At 65.4% G+C, this 19244-nt stretch carries 15 protein-coding genes; 11 read left to right on the top strand and 4 right to left on the bottom strand.

From position 1 onward, the window contains the following. The first annotated feature begins 3 nt into the window (after positions 1–3). Both G4O04_02325 and G4O04_02330 read left to right on the top strand, forming a co-directional pair. Positions 4–2649: a CBS domain-containing protein gene (locus G4O04_02325; GenBank protein ID HEY57372.1), complete on the top strand. Its 2646-nt coding sequence runs from the start codon at positions 4–6 to the stop codon at positions 2647–2649. 36 nt (positions 2650–2685) lie between these two features. Next, on the top strand, positions 2686–3861 hold the full coding sequence (locus G4O04_02330) for an aminotransferase class V-fold PLP-dependent enzyme (GenBank protein ID HEY57373.1): 1176 nt from the start codon (positions 2686–2688) through the stop codon (positions 3859–3861). A 30-nt stretch (positions 3862–3891) separates the two neighbouring features. Here the strand turns inward: G4O04_02330 and cadA are convergent, their stop codons facing one another. Then, positions 3892–5748, bottom strand: a complete 1857-nt coding sequence (gene cadA, locus G4O04_02335) for a cadmium-translocating P-type ATPase (protein ID HEY57374.1) — start codon at positions 5746–5748, stop codon at positions 3892–3894. A 630-nt stretch (positions 5749–6378) separates the two neighbouring features. Continuing rightward, on the bottom strand, positions 6379–6879 hold the full coding sequence (locus G4O04_02340) for a transcriptional repressor (GenBank protein ID HEY57375.1): 501 nt from the start codon (positions 6877–6879) through the stop codon (positions 6379–6381). A 291-nt stretch (positions 6880–7170) separates the two neighbouring features. Here G4O04_02340 and G4O04_02345 point away from each other — a divergent pair, with 291 nt between their 5' ends. From G4O04_02345 to G4O04_02360, 4 genes are all read left to right on the top strand, one after another. Further along, positions 7171–9153, top strand: coding sequence for an amidohydrolase family protein (locus G4O04_02345; protein HEY57376.1), 1983 nt, complete (start codon positions 7171–7173; stop codon positions 9151–9153). A 187-nt stretch (positions 9154–9340) separates the two neighbouring features. Next, on the top strand, positions 9341–10507 hold the full coding sequence (locus G4O04_02350; protein HEY57377.1) for an MFS transporter: 1167 nt from the start codon (positions 9341–9343) through the stop codon (positions 10505–10507). After that, positions 10504–11328, top strand: coding sequence for an inositol phosphatase (locus G4O04_02355; protein HEY57378.1), 825 nt, complete (start codon positions 10504–10506; stop codon positions 11326–11328). The genes G4O04_02350 and G4O04_02355 overlap by 4 nt, the downstream gene beginning before the upstream one ends. Positions 11329–11388: 60 nt before the next feature. Then, positions 11389–12087, top strand: coding sequence for a glycosyltransferase family 2 protein (locus G4O04_02360; GenBank protein HEY57379.1), 699 nt, complete (start codon positions 11389–11391; stop codon positions 12085–12087). A 39-nt stretch (positions 12088–12126) separates the two neighbouring features. Here the strand turns inward: G4O04_02360 and recJ are convergent, their stop codons facing one another. Together recJ and G4O04_02370 are read right to left on the bottom strand one after the other, a co-directional pair. Further along, positions 12127–13833, bottom strand: a complete 1707-nt coding sequence (gene recJ / locus G4O04_02365) for a single-stranded-DNA-specific exonuclease RecJ (GenBank protein HEY57380.1) — start codon at positions 13831–13833, stop codon at positions 12127–12129. Between the two features lie 248 nt (positions 13834–14081). Then, on the bottom strand, positions 14082–15458 hold the full coding sequence (locus G4O04_02370; GenBank protein HEY57381.1) for a nodulation protein NfeD: 1377 nt from the start codon (positions 15456–15458) through the stop codon (positions 14082–14084). A gap of 59 nt (positions 15459–15517) precedes the next feature. On the opposite strand from G4O04_02370, the gene G4O04_02375 reads away from it, so the two are divergent. Genes G4O04_02375 through G4O04_02395 form a run of 5 tightly spaced genes read left to right on the top strand, consistent with a single transcriptional unit; the run spans position 15518 to position 19223 of the window. Further along, complete coding sequence (locus G4O04_02375) at positions 15518–16141, top strand: sigma-70 family RNA polymerase sigma factor (protein HEY57382.1); 624 nt, start codon at positions 15518–15520, stop codon at positions 16139–16141. Continuing rightward, positions 16134–16766, top strand: coding sequence for a hypothetical protein (locus tag G4O04_02380; protein HEY57383.1), 633 nt, complete (start codon positions 16134–16136; stop codon positions 16764–16766). Before G4O04_02375 ends, G4O04_02380 begins: the two co-directional genes overlap by 8 nt. Before the next feature lie 43 nt (positions 16767–16809). Then, positions 16810–18690 carry an excinuclease ABC subunit UvrC gene (uvrC, locus tag G4O04_02385; protein ID HEY57384.1) on the top strand — a complete coding sequence of 627 codons (1881 nt, stop codon included), beginning with the start codon at positions 16810–16812 and terminating at the stop codon, positions 18688–18690. Between the two features lie 5 nt (positions 18691–18695). Then, entirely contained in the window at positions 18696–19061 is a 366-nt protein-coding gene (locus G4O04_02390) for a response regulator (protein HEY57385.1), read from the top strand. A gap of 9 nt (positions 19062–19070) precedes the next feature. Then, positions 19071–19223 carry a hypothetical protein gene (locus G4O04_02395; GenBank protein HEY57386.1) on the top strand — a complete coding sequence of 51 codons (153 nt, stop codon included), beginning with the start codon at positions 19071–19073 and terminating at the stop codon, positions 19221–19223. The last annotated feature ends 21 nt before the right edge of the window (positions 19224–19244 follow it).

Here is a 19244-nt window from a genome sequence, read left to right on the forward strand (position 1 = left end):
CTCATGCGCGTGATCCTCACCCACGACAACGCCGATTTCGACGCCATCGCCTCTTTGCTGGCCGCCCACTTGGGGGATGAGCGGTACATTCCCGTGCTTCCGCCACGGGTGAACCGCAATGTGCGGGCTTTTCTCACCCTCTATGGGGCCGAATTGCCGCTACATCCGGCCGAGGATCTGCCTGACGAACCGGTCGAAGCGGTGCTGCTGGTGGATACGCAGACCCTGCCCAGCCTGCGCAACATGTCCCCCGAGGTGCCGGTGCGGGTCATTGACCACCATGCGGCCAAAGCACGCCTCAAACCCCACTGGCAGGTCTACCTGGAGCCGGTCGGGGCGACCGTCACTTTGCTCCTCGCCCCTCTCCAGGAGCGCGATGTTGCCCTGACGCCCCTGCAGGCCACCCTGTTGTTGTTGGGGATTTACGAGGACACCGGGTCTTTGACCTATCCCAGTACCACGCCGCGCGATGTGCGCGCCGCGGCTTACCTGTTGGAACGGGGCGCCGATTTGCAGTTGTTGGCCGACTATCTTTTCCCGCCTCTGACGCCGCAGCAGCGTATGCTCTACGACATTCTGCTGGCCAACACCGAAGCACGCCGCCTTCAAGGGGCCACCGTTGCTGTGGCTCACGCCCGGGTGGAGGGCCTGACCGACGAAGTGGCCTCTGTGGCGCACAAACTGCGGGATACCCTGGAAACCGATGCGTTGTTCATCCTGGTCACGGTGCCCGGGGGCATCCAGTTGGTGGGGCGGGCGACTTCGGAACGGGTGGATGTGGGCAGCGTGGCGCGTCATTTCGGCGGAGGCGGGCACCCTCGCGCGGCGGCAGCCCTGGTCAAGTCCCGTGACCTGGAGGCTGTGCGCCGGCAACTTTGGGAGGTCATCCCGCGCTATGTACGCCCGGGCCTCACCGTGGGGCAGATCATGTCCCGGGGGCCTCAGGTGCTCGCCCCCGATACCCCGGCCAGAGAAGCCGCCCACCTCATGCAGACCTTTGGCTACGAGGGCTACCCCGTGGTGCAGGATGGCAAGGTGACCGGTTTGCTCACCCGCCGCGCCGTGGACCGTGCTTTGGCCCATGGCCTCAACCTCCCTGCCCGCCGCTTGATGGAGGCCGGCAGCGTGACCGTGCGGCCCGAAGATTCCATCGAAACCCTCCAGCAAATCATGACCGACACCGGCTGGGGGCAGGTGCCCGTGGTGGACGAGACGGGGCGCATCATCGGCATCGTTACCCGTACCGACCTCATCAAGACCCTGGCGCCGCGCCCCCGTCTGCCGGGGCGCCTCAACCTGGCCGCTCGTCTGGAAGCCAGCCTGCCGCCTGCCCGCCTGGCCCTGTTGCGCGCTGTGGCCGCGCTGGCAGAAGCGCAGCATTTCGCCCTTTACATCGTGGGGGGCTTTGTCCGCGATTTGCTCCTGGAGCGCCCCAGCCCTGATTTCGACCTGGTGGTGGAGGGCAACGCCATCGCGCTGGGCCGCGCCCTGCAGAAGCGCTTCGGGGGACGGTTGACCACCCATCGTCGCTTTGGGACGGCCAAGTGGCATCTGGAGGACATCCGGGAGGATTTGGCCCAGGCCCTGGAGGAATACCTGCCCGCGGGAGTTCGGCCCACCTCTCTGGACCCTGCTGACCTGCCCGCGGCCCTGGATCTGGTCACCGCCCGGACCGAGTTCTACGCCCACCCCACGGCCTTGCCCACCGTGGCCAAGGGTTCCATCAAGTTGGATTTGCACCGCCGCGACTTCACCATCAACACCTTGGCCATTCGCCTAGACGGGCGGCACTACGGCGAGGTGCACGACTACTGGGGCGGCCTGGACGACCTGCGGAAGGGCGTCATCCGCGTGCTTCACTCCCTCTCGTTTGTGGACGACCCCACGCGCATGTTGCGCGCCGTGCGGTTTGAGCAACGTTTTGGCTTTACCATCGAGCCGCGCACGCTCCAGTTGTTGCAGGAAGCCCGCGATTTGCTCGACCGGGTCTCCGGCGACCGAGTGCGCCACGAATTGGAGGCCATGTTTCGCGAGGAGCGGGCCGAGGCCATGCTGGACCGTCTGCGGCAATTGGGCCTGCTCTCGGCCATCCACCCCCGCCTGTTTTGGGATGCTGGGGCCGCCCGACGCTTCGCGCGCCGTCACACACCCCCGGAGGACAGTTGGGGGGATCTGCCCCGACCACGCAGGATGCCCCTGCCCATCGTGCTGGGGTATACCCTCTGGCTGATGGTGCTGCCTCCCAAAGAAGTGGAAGCCATCCTCAGGCGGCTCCTGGCCCCCAAACGCTTGCTGGACATTGCCGTGGGCGCCGCCACCCTGTGGGCGCAACGGGAGGCCCTGCGTGCAGGGCGGCCCAGCAAGGTCACCATGACCTGTGAGACCTACCCGCTGACCTCCTCCTACGCTCTCTATCTGGCCTGTCCGGAGGAGGACCCCCTTCACGAGAAGTTGGCCCGTTTTGCCGCGGAATGGCGGCATGTGTGCCCCACCGTTACCGGCGACGATTTGCGCCGCCTGGGCCTGCCTCCGGGGCCGGTGTACAAGCGCATTTTGCGTCGCCTGCGGGCCGCTTGGCTGGACGGCGAAGTGCGACACCTCGAGGAGGAGCACGCTTTTCTGGACCGCCTGCTCGCCGAGGTCGCCTGAGCCGCCCTGGCCAATCCTCATTCGTTCAGGATCCCCATGGCCATAGATGTTGCTCAGGCCCGTGCCGAGACACCCGGCTGCGCCCATGTGGTGCACTTCAACAACGCTGGCGCGGCGCTCATGCCGCAGCCGGTGTTGGAAGCGCTCCACGATTATCTGGATTTGGAGGCTCGCCTGGGGGGCTACGAGGCCGCCGATGCCCGGGCCGAGGACCTGGAGCGGTTCTATACCACCGCTGCCCGCCTGCTCAACGCCTCGCCCGATGAAATCGCCTTCGCCGAGAGCGCCACGCGGGCTTTCCAGATGGTGTTTTACGCTTTCGCCTTTCGTCCCGGCGAGCGCATCGTCACCTGTCTGGCCGAGTACGGAAGCCAGGTGATTGCCTATTTGCAGCAGGCGCGGCGTTACGGGGTGGAGGTGGTGTTCGCCCCTAACGACGGCTCAGGGCAGGTGGATGTGGCCGCCCTGGACGACTTGCTCGACGAGCGCACCCGTCTCATCGCCGTGGCCCATATCCCCACAGGCAACGGGCTGGTCAATCCGGTGCACGAGGTGGGACGGATCGCCCGTGCCCATGGGATCCCCTTCTTGCTCGACGCCACCCAGAGTGTGGGCCAACTCCCCGTGGATGTGCAGGCCATTGGCTGCGATATGCTGGTCACCACGGGGCGTAAATATCGGCGCGGGCCGCGAGGTACGGGACTGCTCTATGTGCGCCGGGATTTGCTGGCGCACATAGAGCCCCCAATGCTCGACTTGCACGCGGCCACCCTGACCTCCCCCTCCACGTATCAGGTCCGTCCGGACGCCCGGCGGTGCGAGGCCTGGGAGCAGAACCTGGCGGGCAAGGTCGCCCTGGAAGCCGCCATGGCGTATGCCATGCGCTGGGGATTGGAAGCCATCCGGGAGTGGGTGTTCACTCTAGGTGAGATGTTGCGCCAGCGGCTCCGGCAGGTACCGGGGGTCCGGGTGACCGATGTGGGCGCGCAGAAAAGCGGGATCGTGACCTTTGTCCCCGGGGCGCGTTCGGCCGCCGAGGTCCGGGATCGGCTCCGAAGGCAGGGGATTCATGTCTCGGTATCCCGAGGCTCAGGGAGCCTGGTACTCTTTCGGGAATTGGCGCTTAGGGAGGTGGTGCGGGCCTCGGTGCACTACTACAACACCGAGGAGGAAGTAGAACGGTTCGTCGCTGCATTGAGGGGGATGTTATAGGGGGGCGACCCTGCCGGGCCGCCCCATGGCTTAGCCGCGGTAGGCCAGCAAACGCAGGCCGTTGAGCACCACGAGCACGGTGCTGCCTTCGTGGCCGACAACCCCCAGGGGCAGGGGCAGGTCGGCGCCAAAGGCCAGGGCCACCAGGAGCACGATGACGGCCAGCGAGAAGGTAAGGTTCTGCCACACCACACGCCGGGCGCGGCGGGCCAGGCCGATGGCGTAGGGCAGGTGGCTCAGGTTGTCGGCCATGAGCACCACATCGGCGGTCTCTAAGGCCACATCGGTGCCGGCACCCCCCATGGCGATGCCCACATCGGCCGTGGCCAGGGCCGGGGCGTCGTTCACGCCGTCGCCCACCATGGCCGTGGGGCCGTAGCGCCGGCGGAGGCTCTCCAACACCGTGACCTTGTCTTTGGGCAACAGACGGGCGTAGGCTTCGTCCACGTCGACCTGGCGGGCGATGGCCTGGGCCACCCGCTCGTTGTCCCCGGTGAGCATGACCACCCGCTCAATGCCCAGTTTCTTGAGCCGGACCACCACCTGGGGCGCGTCGGCGCGGATGGTGTCGGCCACGGCCACCACACCCAGCCAGGTCTGGGCAGTGGCGTCGTAAGCCAACATGGCGGTCTGGCCCTGCTCTTCCAGTTGATGCAGCCGTTCGCGCAGGGCGGTGGGCAGCACCACATCGCGCTCGGCGAACAGGCGTTCGTTGCCGATCCAGAGGAGGTGCCCATCGACCCACCCCTCGACCCCCTGGCCCACCAGGGCGCGGAAGTCCTCGGCCGCGGGCACTTCCAGACCGCGCTGCTGTGCCTCGTGAACGATGGCGCGGGCGATGGGGTGTTCGGAGCGGGCTTCCACGGCGGCCACCTGGCGGAGGAAGGCGTCTTCACGAACGTCATCGTAGGGGTACAGGCCAGTCACCTTGGGCTCCCCCTCGGTCAGGGTGCCGGTTTTGTCAAAGGCCACCACTTTGATCAGGGCCGTCTGCTCCAGGTAGGCCCCACCTTTGAAGAGCACGCCGTGGCGCGCGCCGTTGGCAATGGCCGAAAGGATGCTGGCCGGGGTGGAGATGACCAGGGCGCACGGGGAGGCCACCACCAGCCAGGTCATCGCCCGGTAGAAAGTGCGGTCGAAGGGAGTGTGGAAGCCCAACACCGGCACGACCACCAGGAGCACGGCCCCCAAGAGCACCAGTTTGGCATAGACCTGCTCGAAGTCGTCCAGCATGCGCTGGGTGCGCGCCTTGGCTTCCTGAGCCTTTTCGACCAGTTGCACGATTTTGGCCAGAGTGGTGTCCTGGGCCAGGTGGGTGACACGCACCTCCACGGCACCGGTGGTGTTCACCGTGCCGGCGAACACGGGGTCGCCAGGGCGCTTGGGCACAGGCACGGATTCGCCAGTGATGGGCGATTGATCGACTTCGGTCTCACCGCTCACCACCTCGCCGTCGATGGGGAAGCGTTCCCCAGGACGCACCAGGACGATGTCTTCCAGGCGCAGGGCTTCCACGGGGCGCTCGACCCAATCCGCGCCCTCTTTGACCAGCGCGATGGGCGGGCGGAGTTCGAGTAGTTTTTCGATGGCCTGGCGGTTGCGCCCCAGGGCGTATTCCTGCAAGGTGTTGGAAAGGGAAAACAGGAAGAGCAGGATGGCGCCTTCGGTGGGCTGCCCGATGAAGGCGGCCCCCAAAGCGGCCAGGATCATCAGCAGGTCCACATTGAATTCGCCGCGACGGAGGGCGCCCACGCCCTCGATGGTGCCTAACAACCCCCCTGCGCCATAGGCCACGACGTACAGGGCGGTGATGCTCCGGGCAGGCAGGCCGATCCGCGCGCCGAAGGCGGCCAGCAGAAGGGTGATCAGGGTGATTGTGGTGAACATGGCCTGGGCGCGGATGCCCGTCAGCCCCCAGCGCTCCCAGATGGGGAGGCGTTCCTCGGTCCCTGCAGAGGGGGCAATCGTGACCTCGGCCGTGGCACGGGCGCTGTCGGTTTGCGGACCGATGTGGACTTCAATTTGTCCGTCCTGATAGGTGGCCGCAGGTTGGAAGGCCCCTTGGGCCAGGGCCTGAAAATGGGCGGTGAGTTCCTTGCCCAGGTCGGCCGCGCAGTCGGCGCAGGCCGGCGTGTTGGCCAGGGCGCAGCGTTGCACCTGGGCCCAGGCTTTTTCCCCGGCGCGGCGCACCACGCTCAGAGCCTGACCCCGATCCATCACCCGCGGGTCGTAGACGATCTTCAGCCGGCCTTGCTGGAGGTCTAACTTGGCTTCCTGGATGCCTGCGTGCCCGCGCAGGGCATCGCTAAGGACATCGGTACACCGCAGATGTGGTGGGGCGACGGGCGTTTTCTCCAGGGTTTTGGTCGTCATCTTTCACTCCCGATGTGCTCAGGTTCGTCAACCGGGTTTTCGAGAAAAATGGGGTGGGTTCCACGAGGCGTGCGAAACAGCCCTCAAGGGTCGCTGAAGCCTTGAGGTTGGCCGATTTTCGCGATGAGGGAAGGAGGACGTGGGTTAGTTTTGGGTTTCCTGAGCCTGTGAGGTCATGGGCTCAGGATGGGGAGTGTCCGTTTCCCGCTGGCAGTCGGGGCACAGACCGTAATACATGATGCGGGCCCCCAACATGCGGTACCCCGTCAGGCGCTGGGCTTCCTCCTCCAGAGCGGAAAGTTGCGCCAAAGGCAGATCGACGATGCGGTGGCATCGCACGCAGGCCAGGTTGAGATGGGGATCGATGTCGGCGTCGTAGTGCATGGTGTTGTCGCCTGCGTCGCCTAAGGCGTGGACCGCGCCCAGTTCGACCAACGCCTCCAGGGTGTTGTAGACTGTGGCCAGGGAAAGCGAAGGGAAAGAGGGTTTCAGGTCCTCGTAAATCTGTTGCGCCGTGGGATGGGTCTCTTTGGTGGCCAGATAGCGACAAATGACCCGTCGCTGCGCGGTAAGGCGCAGCCCACTGGCTTGCAGGGTTTCCAGAAGGCGCTTCTCGATGGCTTGGATGGTTTCGGCTGTTCGCATGGGAACCTCGCTCTCGGTGTGGAACAGTTTTTTCTTTGTCTTCATTCTAAAGAAAATTGTACCAGAAACGCGGGAGTTGGCAACTGTATAGAAAAAGGATACCGCATGTTGCATTTTTCACCTCCCTCGTTTTCCCCCTGGTGGGAACGAATGCAGTATAATCAACCAACCAGCAGAGCACCGGTACCCTGATGACCACGCCATCAGGGTGGCAACGCGAGGCCGACTTTTCGCCTTTTTGGAAGACCATTCGACTTGTCAGGGGGCATGCTGAGAAGAAGGAGGTTGTCGATGAAATCATCGGTAGACTGGTTGTTGACCAACGCGCTGGTCCTCACCATGGACACTGAGATGCGCATCTACGAACCCGGCGCGGTCGCCGTGCAGGGCGAGACCATTGTGGCCATGGGCCCGGAGGCGGAGATCACGGCTGCCTATCAGGCCCGGCACACCCTGGACTGTGGGGGCAAAGCCTTGCTCCCCGGCCTGGTGAACGCCCACACCCATGTGCCGATGACCCTGCTGCGGGGGCTGGCCGACGACCTGCGCCTGGATGTCTGGCTGTTGGGCTACATGATGCCGGTGGAACGGGAGTTCGTCTCACCGGAGTTCGTGCGCCTGGGCACTTTGCTGGCTGCTGCTGAACTCATCCGCTCCGGCGTGACGGCTTTCGCCGACATGTACTACTTTGAAGAAGAAGTGGCCCGCGCCACGGCCGAAGCCGGGTTGCGAGCCGTGGCCGCTCAGACGGTGCTCAAATTCCCCACCCCGGATGCGGCCTCTTATGAGGAGGGCCTCGAACGGGCCGAGGCCTTCATCCGCCAGTGGAAGGGCCACCCGCTCATCGTCCCCGCGGTGGCGCCTCACGCCCCTTACACCACCACGCCGGAAATCCTCAAAGCCTGCACGGATCTGGCTGTGCGCTATGATGTACCCCTGCACATCCACCTTTCCGAGACCGCCCAGGAGGTCGAGGAGATGCGCCAGGCCACGGGCATGCCGGTGATCCCCTATGTGAAGAAGCAGGGCCTTTTTGAGGCCAAGGTGATCGCGGCGCACTGTGTGCACATCGACGAGGGCGAGATGCACACGCTGGAGCACAACGCGGCCGGGGTGGCGCACAACCCTACCTCCAATCTCAAACTGGCCTCGGGTATTGCGCCGGTAGCCAAGATGCTCGAGGTGGGCGTCAAGGTGGGCATCGGCACCGACGGCACGGCCAGCAACAACGACCTGGACATGTTCGAGGAAGTGCGCCTGGCCGCCCTTCTGGCCAAAGGCGCCACGGGGGACCCCACGGCCCTGCCGGCTTCCACGGCCCTGCTCATGGCCACCCGCATGGGCGCTGAAGCCCTGCACATCGATCACCTGGTGGGCTCCTTGGAGCCGGGCAAGCGGGCCGACCTGATTTTGGTGGATATCTCTCCGGTGCACAACAGCCCTCACTTCCGCCACGACCCCAACGCGCCTTACGCCCAACTCATCTACGCCGCCAAATCCACTGATGTCACCGATGTGATGGTCAACGGGCGCTGGCTGATGCGCGAGCGCCAACTGCTCACCGTGAATGAGGAGGACCTGTTGGCCCAGGCGGCCGAGTACGCCCGCCGTATCGACGCCTTCCTCATCCGCCGCGAGCAGTCGGTGCTTTCCAAACTGGTGGCCATCGAAAGCGCCACCGAAGAGGAGAGTTTCGAAGTGCAGGTCAAGGTGCGCGTGGCCGATCGGGAGGCCGTGCGGCACGCCATTTTGGAGCATCCCGACCTACGCATCCTCTACAGTCGCCACTACCGCCAGTACGACACCTACTTCGAGTTCGCCGACCCGGCCGAAGGGCGGTTGCGCTACCGCGAGGACGAGTTCATCGCTCCCGATGGCTCGGTGGAGCGGGTGCGTTATCGCCTCACCCTCATCGGCCCGGCCCACGAGCGCACCTTCCCCCACGCCGTGGTGCTCAATCGCAGCCGCTACCTGGCCCAGGCCACCCACAGTCTGCGCTTCTATCGGGAGTACTTCAAGCCGGTGCGCGAGTTTACCGTGGAGAAGGACCGCCTGCGCTGGAAGGTAGCCTTCCGCGACACGGAGTTCTACATCAACCTGGACCACCTCCTTCAACCTCCGCTGGGTGATTTCATCGAGATCAAGGCCCGCACCTGGGCCCGCCGCGACGCCGAGAAGAAGGCGCAACTGGTGGCCGAATTGTTGACCACCCTAGGCGTCCAGGCCGAGGCGGCGTTGGAGGAGGATTACGCCGACCTGGTGGGCGCGGACTGATCCCCTGGGATGGCCTGTCCCCTGGGTTCTGGCCGGGATAGCGAGCCCCACCACTCCCCCTGTACCCCCCTCTCCTTCCCTTCCTAAGGGGAGGAGAGGGGGGAGCGGCGCAGGGGGGTGAGGTGGGTATCCTCGAAGACGACCCACGAAGTACGAATACACGAAGTCACGCACATCGAGGTGCTCTATGAAGCCAGCCGTCAAGACGGCCTCTGGGGTAGGGATTTTCCCTTTCTTCAAAGTGTTCGTTGTGTCCTTTGGTCACTTCATCCACGACACCTTTTCGGCCTTTCTGGGCCCTTTGTTGCCCTGGCTCATTGAAAAGTTTGACCTGAGTTACGCCCAGGCGGGGAGCCTGACGGCGTTCATTCAGGCTCCTTCGGCGCTCAACCCCTTCATCGGCTACCTGAGCGATCGCCTGGCGCTGCGTTATTTTGTCTCCCTGGCCCCGGCTGTGACGGCCACAGGCATGGTGTTGCTGGGGGTGATGCCCAACTACGTGGCCCTGGCGGCGTTGTTGTTGGTCACGGGGTTCAGCGTGGCCGCCTTCCATGCGCCTGCGCCGGCGTTGGTGGCCCACCTGGCGCCCAGGCAGGCTGGCCGGGGGATGAGTTTCTTCATGGCGGGCGGCGAGATGGGCCGGGTGGTGGGCCCCTTGCTGGCCGTGTGGGCCGTCGGGCTGTGGGGGCTGGAAGGATTGCCGCGCTTGCTGGTTCTGGGGTGGGGGGCGTCGTTGCTCCTTTTTTGGCAGGTGCGCCGTTTGCCTGTGAACATGCCCAGCCGCCCGGTGAGCGAGTTGTGGCCTGTGTTGCGTCGCCTGGCTTTGCCGCTCATCGTGCTGGTGATTGGACGCAGCCTGCTGCTGGGCTCCATGCAAACCTTCCTGCCCACCTATCTGAGCCAGACGGGGTTTTCCAAGGTGATGGGCGGCGTAGGTTATGCCTTGCTTTACGAATTGCCCGGCGTGGCGGGAGCCTTGATCGTGGGGCCGTGGAGTGACCGGGTGGGTCGCCCTCTCGCCATCGTGGGGGCCGTGGGCGTGGCCACGGGGGCTTTGCTCGGCTTTCTGTTCACCCCAGGCATGCTGCGCCTGGCTTGGCTGCCGGTGGTGGGTTTTGCGGCCCTTTCGGTGCAGCCAGTGATGCTGGCCCTGGTGCAGGATCACGCCCCCCGGCACCGCGCCACGGCCAACGGCGCGTATTTGGGGCTGAGTTTTCTCATGCGTCCCCTTTCCGTGACCACCATCGGGGCGCTGGCCGACCTGATGGGGTTGCGCTGGGCCTTTGTCCTGAGCGCCGGGGCCTCGCTGCTCGCCCTGCTCGCCCTTCCCTTCTTACCGGATGTGGAAGGATGACGCTCCCCCATCCCACGCCTGAAAAGGCCCTGGCTGTGGCCCGCCCGCTGACCGAGGAGGTGGGGCGTGTCTTGCTGGCGCGCTTCGTCGCCGGGGAGCGCACCGCCCGCCAAAAGGCCGACACCACCCTGGTCACCGAGGCGGACCGCGAGGCCGATCGCCGGCTGGTGGAGGGATTGCGGGCGGCTTTTCCCGGTTTGCCCGTGCTCAGCGAGGAGGGCGCCACCCGCTGGCCCGCCGCTGCGCCCGCCGGTTGGGTGGTGGATCCCCTGGACGGCACCACGAACTTTGCCGTGGGCTGGCCGATTTGGGGGGTGAGCGTGGCCTATGTGGTGGAAGGCTGGCCCGTGGCCGGGGTGCTGCACTACCCCACCCTGGGCCTGACGGTTACGGCCACCCGCGGCGGCGCCTGGATGGGGAAGCGCCGCATCACGGTGCAACGGACGACCCAGCCCGGCGGTGGGGCCTTGGTGGCACTGTGTTCGCGCACGGCGCGGCGTGTGCGCGTGCTGCCCCCCTGGAAGGCGCGTATCTCCGGTTGCGCCACCTACGACTTTCTCAGCGTGGCTGCCGGGCAAACGGTGGCCGCGTTGCATGCTTCGCCCAAGGTGTGGGATCTGGCCGCCGTGTGGCTCATCGTGCGCGAGGCAGGGGGCCTGTGGCGGCCCTGGGGCGAAGCCCGGGCCGGGGAGCCCTTCCCCCTGCATCCCGGCGAGGATTACGCCAGCCGGGCCTTTCCTCTGCTGGCTGCGGCGAGTGAGGAGGCGCTGGCGCGGCTTGGCAGGCAACTGGCCCCCTGGGCGGGTGAGGCTTTGGTATAATCCCTGCGTTCCACGGCGTGGCCCCGCTGACGCCGTTATTTTTCAGGTGTGAGGTCATTGATGGAGAAAAACGGACGCATATCGGTGTTGATCCCCGTTTACAACGAAGAGGAGACCGTAGCCGAAATCCTGCGCGAAGTGGCGGCCACCGGGGTTCCTGACGAAATCGTCGTGGTGGACGACGGCTCCACCGACCGCACGCGCGAGATCCTGGCCCAACTGGAGGGCAGCATCCCCGGGCTGCAAATCGTTTACCACGAGCGCAACCAGGGCAAGGGCGCGGCCCTGCGCACCGCTTTCCAGCATGCCACCGGCGACATTTTCATTATCCAGGACGCCGATTTGGAGTACGACCCGCGCCATTACCCCTTCCTGCTGCAGCCGATTTTTGAGGGCAAGGCCGATGTGGTGTACGGCTCCCGGTTCCTGGGCGCACCCCGGCGTCCCATTCTATTCTGGAACATGGTGGCCAACAAAATCCTCACCCTGATCACCAACCTGCTCTTCAATACCATCCTTTCTGATATGGAAACCGGTTACAAGGTGTTCAAGCGCGAGGTGATTGAAGACATGCCCTTGCACGCGCGCGGGTTCGAGTTCGAGCCGGAGTTTACGGCTAAGGTGCTCAAACGGGGGTATCGCATCTTCGAGGTGCCCATTGCCTTCAATCCACGGGATTACACCGAGGGCAAGAAAATCAAGGCCAGAGATGGCTTTATTGCGTTGTGGACGCTGTTCAAGTACCGCTTCGTGGATTAAACAAAAAAAGGCAGGCCTCTCAATGGCCTGCCTCTTCGTTTATTCGCTGGGTCGAATGTCCTTGATGTTCAACTGGGGGGTTCGCCGGCCGTTGTATTCGTTCCATTCAAAAGTGAAAAGAATGTCCACCTCGGGGGGCAAATGGTCCAACCAGTGCCCCTGACGGAAGGCGATGGCCTCGTGGCGGGTGGTGCCGTCGCTGAGGATGAGTTTGAGGTGGTTGCCGTCGCTGCCCACGGCGCGGGCGCTGAGCACCCGTGCTCCCCGGACGACAAAGCGGGGGCGCGGGTTGCCGAAGCCTGTGGGCTCCAGCCAGCGCAGATGGCTGAGCAATTCGGGCGTCAGGTCGCTCAGCCGCACCTCGGCGTCGGCCTTCAGCGTGGGCCGCAGGTCCAACGCGCCCAGTTGCTCGGCGGCGATGGCTTGCATCCGGGCGACGAATTCGGGCAAGTGTTCGTTGAGCACGGTGAATCCTGCCGCCGCAGCGTGGCCGCCGTAGTGGGTCAGCAGGTCGGCGCACTGTTCCAGCGCCTGGGTGATGTGAAATTCGGGGATGCTGCGGCACGACCCTCGGGTGAACTCCGGGCCCTGTTGCGCCACGATGGCCGGCCGGTAGTAGCGCTCCACCAGGCGTGAAGCAGCCAGCCCCACCACGCCGGGGTTGAACCCGGGATGGGCGGCGAAGAGCAGCCAAGGGACTTCGTCGCCCTCGCCGAGGGCCAGCCGCTCCGCCGCCTGCTCCACCTCTTTGGTCAGCCGTTGCCGTTCACGGTTCTGGCGGTCCAGTTGCAGGGCCAGGGGACCGGCCTCGGCCGGGCTGCGGGCCAGTAGCAGGTTCAACGCCGCCAGGGCCGATTCTAAGCGCCCGGCGGCGTTGAGCCGTGGCCCCAACATAAAGCCAATGTGGGCGGCGGTGAGCCGCTGGGGCTGCAGGCCGGCCACGCGGATGAGCGAGTAAATCCCCTGTCGCTGCGCTTGCCGCAGGCGGTGCAGCCCGCTACGCACCAGGTGACGGTTTTCGCTCACCAGGGGGGCCAGGTCGGCCACGGTGCCTAAGGCCACCAGGTCCAGGTGCTTCTGCACGGCCTCCGCCGCCTGGGGGCGCAGGCGGCGGACCAGGGCTTGGGCCAGTTTGTAGGCCAGCCCCACCCCGGCCAGGTCTTTTTCGGGGTACGCGTCGCCCGGCTGCTTGGGGTTGATCACCGCCGTGGCCAGGGGAAGTTCGCCGCCCGGCACATGGTGGTCGGTCACGATGAGGTCCATCCCCAGGCCGCGGGCGTGGGCCACTTCGTCCAGCGAACGAATGCCGCAGTCCACTGTCACCACCACTCGGACGCCGGCATCGTGGAGGGCGCTCAGGGCCTCGTTGTTCAGGCCGTAGCCCTCATCGAAACGGTTAGGGATGTAGGGCTGCACCTGAGCGCCCAGGGCCTGCAGCGCTTCCACCAGCAGGGCGGTGGCCGTCACCCCATCCACATCGTAATCGCCGTACACCGCGATGGGCTCGTTGTGACGGATGGCGTGGCTCAGGCGCTCCACGGCGGCTTCCATGCCCCGCATGGCGAAAGGGTCTTCGCTGCCAGGGGGCGGGGCGGCCTCCAGGAAGGCGCGGGCGGTGGTGTAGGTGGTGTGGCCGCGGTTGTAAAGCAGCGTACGCAGCACCGGCGGGAAGCGATGCAACGCCTCCTCGGCTTCAGGAGGAGGCGGAGGGGCAATGTGCCAGCGGGGGGAAGGGGAAAGGGGCATTCAGGTGACTCCAATGCAAAAAGGGATGCGGGCAGTTTTATGCCCGTCTGTGGTTCGGAGCGGCAGGGTGTGCTGTTCCGCTTGCTTTTCCCTGCAAGCCTTGCCTGTCAGGCCGCTCCATGGCGATTTGGAAGTCCGCACAGGCGGAACTTCACAAACCGTGGCCCGCGGTTTCAACCGCCGGGGCGATAAGGACGCGGATGAACATGGTTGGAGCGGATAAACGCGGATATTGGGATGGAACACGCTTATTCTCTTTGCCTTGCCGGCTGCACGATAAGGTGCATCTTTTCCACGCGCACCACTTCAACCGGCGCACCGGAGGGCAAGGGCGGCGCGTCGGGCACCAGTTCCGCCGTCCACAATTCGCCGCCCACCTGCACGGTGCCGCGCCCGCCCGACTGGATGGGGGTGCGGGTGTAGCCCACCTTGCCAATCAGCCTCTCTACCTGCTCCTCACCGGTGCGCACAGGCCGCTTTTGCGCCCGCAACGCTAAGGTGACCACTGCGACGCTCAGCGCGGCGAAGAAAAGCGCAGTACCGATGACCAGGGGCAGCGAGAGGGGAGGGATGCCCGGCGTGGGTGGAGGGCTGCCCGGGAGGATGGGCGCGTGGAACAGCAGCAGCGCGCCGAAGACGAAAGTGAGCAGGCCGGCCACGGTCAGGGCCCCATGGGTGGTCGCCTTCACATCCAGCACAAAGAGCACAAAGGCGGTCAGCAGGAGCACCAGGCCAAACCAGTTCACATCCAGCACGCCCAGCCCGTAGGCGGCCAGGGTCAGGCTGACGACACCCACGAACCCCGGCACCCAACCGCCGGGATGCGAGAGTTCAATGAGGAGCGCTTGGAAACCGATGGCCAGGAGTAGAAAGACGATGTTGGGGTTGGTGAGCAAGGCCAGCAGGTCTTCCAGCAGGGTGGGATTGATGCGGCGCAAAGGGGCCTGGGCCGTGTGCAGGGTCACGGTGCCGGCGGTGGTTTCCACCGTGCGCCCGTCCAGTTCGCGCAGCAGGTCGTCTAAGGTGGGGGCGATGACATCGATGAGCCCGGCGTCCAGCGCTTCCCGGGCGTACACGGCGCGTGCCTGGGCGATGGTTGCTTCGGCCAGGCGCACGGCCCGCTCGCCGCGGCGCCGGGCCAGACTGCGGGCCTGGGCCTGCAAAACCTGTTTCGTCTTGTGGGCCAGGGCGTCGCCCAGATCTTCGCCCTGCAGCCCCACAGGAGCGGCCGCGCCGATGGTGGTTTCGGGGGCCATGGCGGCCAGGTGCCCGGCCAGGGTGATCAGCGTCCCGGCGCTGGCGGCCATAGCGCCGCGTGGCGCCACATACACCACCACGGGGATGGGGCTGTTGCGGATGGCCTGGATTATGTGCTGCATGGTCTCCACGCTGCCGCCGGGGGTGTCGAGTTCCAGAATGACGACCTGGGCTTGCAGCCGTTGGGCTTCCTGCAACCCGCGGTCCAGGTATTGCGCCATAGCCGGGGTCACGGCTCCCTGCAGGTGGAGTATGACCACCGGGGGCAGTGCAGATTCCTTGGGGGTCGGTTGCGGGATACACCCCATGGCCGCAAGCAGAACCCAAAGGAACAGCACCACCCCACGGACGCGCCTGATCCTCACCATGGTTCCTCCTGGTTTTGATTATACCCGTTTGCCGGGGCTTTCGCCGTATAATAGAGGAGATGCGCTTGCCCAACGAACCCGACCTGTTGACGGCGGCCCGCCGGGGTGACCTGGAGGCCTTCAACCGCCTGGTGCTGGCATACCAGGAGGAGGTGTACGCTTTGGCCTACCGGATGTTGGGCGATCCGGAGGCGGCCGCCGACGCGACCCAGGAGGCCTTTCTCTCGGCCTGGCGACACCTGAAAGGCTTTCGCGGCGGGTCATTTCGAGGCTGGTTGCTGCGCATCGCCACCAACGCCTGCTATGACGAGTTACGCCGGCGGGGGCGGCGGCCTCAAGTGCCGCTGGAAGGCACCGACGAGGAAACGGAAGCCGACGCCTTGCCCTGGATGACCGACCCTAACCCGGCCTCCTCGCCCGAAACCATGCTCCAACGCCGTGAGGTGCAACAGGCGCTGGAGACTTGCATTCGTCGTTTGCCGCCCAAGTTGCGCACTGTGTTGCTGCTGGTGGATGTGCACGGTCTGGACTATGCCCAGGCCGCGGCCAGTCTGGATGTCCCGTTAGGCACGGTGAAAAGCCGTCTGGCCCGGGCGCGTCGGGCGATGCGGGACTGTTTGGGCGCCTTTGCGGAACTTTTGCCCGCCCTGTACCGTCCAAAGGACGATGAGCATCATGCCTGAACCTTCCCCCAAAGATTGGGAAGCCTTGTCGGCTTATCTGGACGGGCAATTGTTGCCCCGTGAGCGGGCGCGGCTGGAGGCCCGCCTGGCGGACGACCCCGCGTTGCGCCAGGCCCTGGCCGAACTGCGGGCCTTGCGGGCTGCCCTGCGTCATCTGCCGCCGCCGCGGGTGCCGCGCAATTTCACTCTGCGTCCCGAGATGGTGGCGCCCACGCCGTGGTGGGCGGGCTGGTGGCGTTGGGCCACGGCGCTGACGGCGCTGTTGCTGGCGTTGGTGGTGCTAGCCGATTGGGGATTGGGGCGAACGCTGAAGATGGCCGCCGCGCCGCCAGAAATGGCCCCCGCTCCGACGCCTTCGGTGGAAGCCCTGGCCCCGGCCCCCAGGGAGGAACAGGCTCTGGGCATGGCTGCGGCCGAGGGCCAGGCCACCGCCTCCGAGGCGCCGCAGGGTGCCAAAACAAGGCCCAACACGCCAACACCGATGCCCACGCCCACGCCCGAACCGGTCGGCGGGCGATCCCCTGCAAGGGCGGCGCCGGTTTCGCCGTGGCGCGTGATGGAAGGCGTGCTGTTGGGGGTGTTGCTGGCGTTGCTGGTGGGCCGACGGTGGCTGGGGCGAAGATGAGGGCCGCTCCGGGGGAGGCAGGATTTGATACAATTACCCCGCTATGGCGCGCACGAAGGATTCCCTGCCAACGCACCTTCAGCAACTGCTGAACGCGCTCCCTGAACGACCCGGTTGCTATCTGTTCAAAGACGAGCAGGGGGAAGTGATTTACGTGGGCAAGGCGGTCAACCTACGCAACCGGGTGCGTTCCTATTTCCATGCTTCGGCCCAACAGCACCCGAAAACCCGGCGGCTGGTGCAACGCATCGCCGACCTAGAGTGGATTGTGGTCGGCAGTGAGTTGGAAGCCCTCATCCTGGAAATGCAACTCATCAAGCGGCATCGGCCGCGTTACAATGTGCGCCTCAAGGACGACAAGCGGTACCCCTACATCAAGGTGCACTGGGCCGACCCCTTCCCCAAGGTGAGCGTCACCCGGCAGCCGGTCAAAGATGGCTCCCGTTATTACGGCCCGTACACCTCGGTATGGGCGGTGCATCAAACTCTGGATGTGCTGCGGCGCATTTTCCCCTACCTCACCTGCAACCGCACCATTACCGGCCAAGATGAGCGGGCGTGTCTGTATTACGACCTGGGGCTGTGCGCTGCCCCCTGTATCGGGGCCATCTCCCAGGAAGATTACCGCCAGATGATCGAGCATTTGTGTCAGTTTCTGGAAGGGCGCACCGAGCCGGTGATCCGGCGTCTGGAAACCGAGATGCGGGAGGCCGCAGCCGTGCTGGGTTTTGAGCGGGCGGCCCGGCTCCGGGATCAAATCCGCGCTATCCGGGAGGTGGTCCAGAAACAGCGGGTGGTCTCGCAAAAGATGCTGGACTCCGATGTGCTGGCCCTGGCGCGGGACGATGGCGAAGCGGTGGTGCAGGTGTTTTTCATCCGCGGCGGCAAGTTGATCGGCCATGAACACTTCGTGCTGGAGAACACGGAGGGGGTTCCGGATGAAGAGGTGTTGGCCGACTTCCTCAAACAGTTTTACGAGTCCCATGCTGCCCTGCCGCGCCAGGTGCTGTTGCCGCACGAGGTGGAGGAGGCGCGCCTGATCACCCAATGGCTGCGGCAGCGGGGGCGCGGCGAGCGGGTGGAAATCGTGGTCCCCCAGGACGAGGAGCAGCAGGCCCTGGTGGCGTTGGCCGCTCAGAACGCCGCCGAGACTCTGCGCGTGCTCCGGGCCCGCTGGGAGGCGGAAAAGCACCGCCAGACCGAGGCCCTGGCGGCCCTGCAGGAGGCTCTGGACCTGGAGCGCCCGCCCAATCGCATCGAGGGCTACGATATCTCCAACCTGCAGGGCACGGCCATCGTGGGCAGCATGGTGGTGTTTGAACAGGGCGTGCCCAACAAGCGGTTGTACCGGCGGTTCAATATCCGCTCGGTGGTGGGTCACCCCGACGATTTCGCCAGCATGGAAGAGGTGCTCACCCGGCGCTTCCGCCGCTGGCAGGGCGCCCAGGCCAGGGCAGGGGCGCCGGGGGCAAACCCCGACCCTGCTTTTGGCCGGTTGCCCGATTTGTTGCTCATCGACGGTGGCAAAGGCCAGTTGGCGCGCGCGGTGCAGGTGCTGGAACGTTTTGGTTTGCAGGAGCGTGTGGCTGTGGTATCCTTAGCCAAGCGCGAAGAGGAAGTGTTCCTCCCCGCTCGTCCTGCGCCGTTGAAGTTGCCGCGCGATCACGCGGGCCTCTTTCTGCTCCAGCGGGTGCGGGATGAGGCCCATCGCTTCGCCGTGGCCGGGCATCGTGCCCGGCGGCAGCGGCAAAACCTGCGTTCGTTGTTGGAGGAGGTACCCGGCGTGGGGCCTAAACGGCGGCAGGCGTTGCTGGCCCGTTTCGGCTCCCTGGAAGCCATCCGTCAAGCCTCCGTTGAGGAGTTGGCCCAGGTGCGGGGTATTTCCCAGGCGTTGGCCCGCCAGATCAAGCAGGCTTTGGAGTGAGCATCATGGCGACGGCTTGGGTGGTCGACGACGACCGTGAGATGTGCGAGGCTATGGGGTTGATGCTGCGCTTGTTGGGCTACGCGCCTCGCGCCTTTTTCGATGCCCGCAGCGCAGCTAAAGCCTTGTTGGCCGGGGAACGCCCGGATCTGGTCCTGCTCGATCTCAACATGCCCGAGGTGGGCGGCGATGACCTGCTGGAATTCATCCGCAGTCGTCAGCGCTGGCAGAACATCCCTGTGGTCATGTTGACTTCCGAATTCGCTGAAACCGAACAGGCGCGCCTGTTGCAGTTGGGTGCCAATGGGTATTTGACGAAGCCGGTGACGCTGGAAGAACTGCAAGATGTCTTATCTCAACTTTTTCGTTAGGAGGACGGCATGGCCAAGAAGAAAGCCAAGAAGCGTAACCCGCAAAAGCAGACCAAGCCCCGCATGACGGCCCGCGAGCGGGCCATGCGCCGGCAGCAGATCATCTTCGGGGTGATCGGCTTGCTGATCATCCTCTCCTTTGTGGTGACCCTGGTGCGCTAAGGTGCCCCCTGGCTGCTCTGC

Source organism: Anaerolineae bacterium (genome assembly GCA_011176535.1).
In the GTDB taxonomy this organism is placed as follows: Bacteria; Chloroflexota; Anaerolineae; order Anaerolineales; family DRMV01; genus DUEP01.

Coding starts and splice junctions, on each gene's coding strand:
- G4O04_02325 (HEY57372.1), top strand. CDS start 4: ATGCGCGTGATCCTCACCCACGACAACGCCGATTTCGACGCCATCGCC.
- G4O04_02330 (HEY57373.1), top strand. CDS start 2,686: ATGGCCATAGATGTTGCTCAGGCCCGTGCCGAGACACCCGGCTGCGCC.
- cadA (HEY57374.1), bottom strand. CDS start 5,748: ATGTTCACCACAATCACCCTGATCACCCTTCTGCTGGCCGCCTTCGGC.
- G4O04_02340 (HEY57375.1), bottom strand. CDS start 6,879: ATGCGAACAGCCGAAACCATCCAAGCCATCGAGAAGCGCCTTCTGGAA.
- G4O04_02345 (HEY57376.1), top strand. CDS start 7,171: ATGAAATCATCGGTAGACTGGTTGTTGACCAACGCGCTGGTCCTCACC.
- G4O04_02350 (HEY57377.1), top strand. CDS start 9,341: ATGAAGCCAGCCGTCAAGACGGCCTCTGGGGTAGGGATTTTCCCTTTC.
- G4O04_02355 (HEY57378.1), top strand. CDS start 10,504: ATGACGCTCCCCCATCCCACGCCTGAAAAGGCCCTGGCTGTGGCCCGC.
- G4O04_02360 (HEY57379.1), top strand. CDS start 11,389: ATGGAGAAAAACGGACGCATATCGGTGTTGATCCCCGTTTACAACGAA.
- recJ (HEY57380.1), bottom strand. CDS start 13,833: ATGCCCCTTTCCCCTTCCCCCCGCTGGCACATTGCCCCTCCGCCTCCT.
- G4O04_02370 (HEY57381.1), bottom strand. CDS start 15,458: ATGGTGAGGATCAGGCGCGTCCGTGGGGTGGTGCTGTTCCTTTGGGTT.
- G4O04_02375 (HEY57382.1), top strand. CDS start 15,518: ATGCGCTTGCCCAACGAACCCGACCTGTTGACGGCGGCCCGCCGGGGT.
- G4O04_02380 (HEY57383.1), top strand. CDS start 16,134: ATGCCTGAACCTTCCCCCAAAGATTGGGAAGCCTTGTCGGCTTATCTG.
- uvrC (HEY57384.1), top strand. CDS start 16,810: ATGGCGCGCACGAAGGATTCCCTGCCAACGCACCTTCAGCAACTGCTG.
- G4O04_02390 (HEY57385.1), top strand. CDS start 18,696: ATGGCGACGGCTTGGGTGGTCGACGACGACCGTGAGATGTGCGAGGCT.
- G4O04_02395 (HEY57386.1), top strand. CDS start 19,071: ATGGCCAAGAAGAAAGCCAAGAAGCGTAACCCGCAAAAGCAGACCAAG.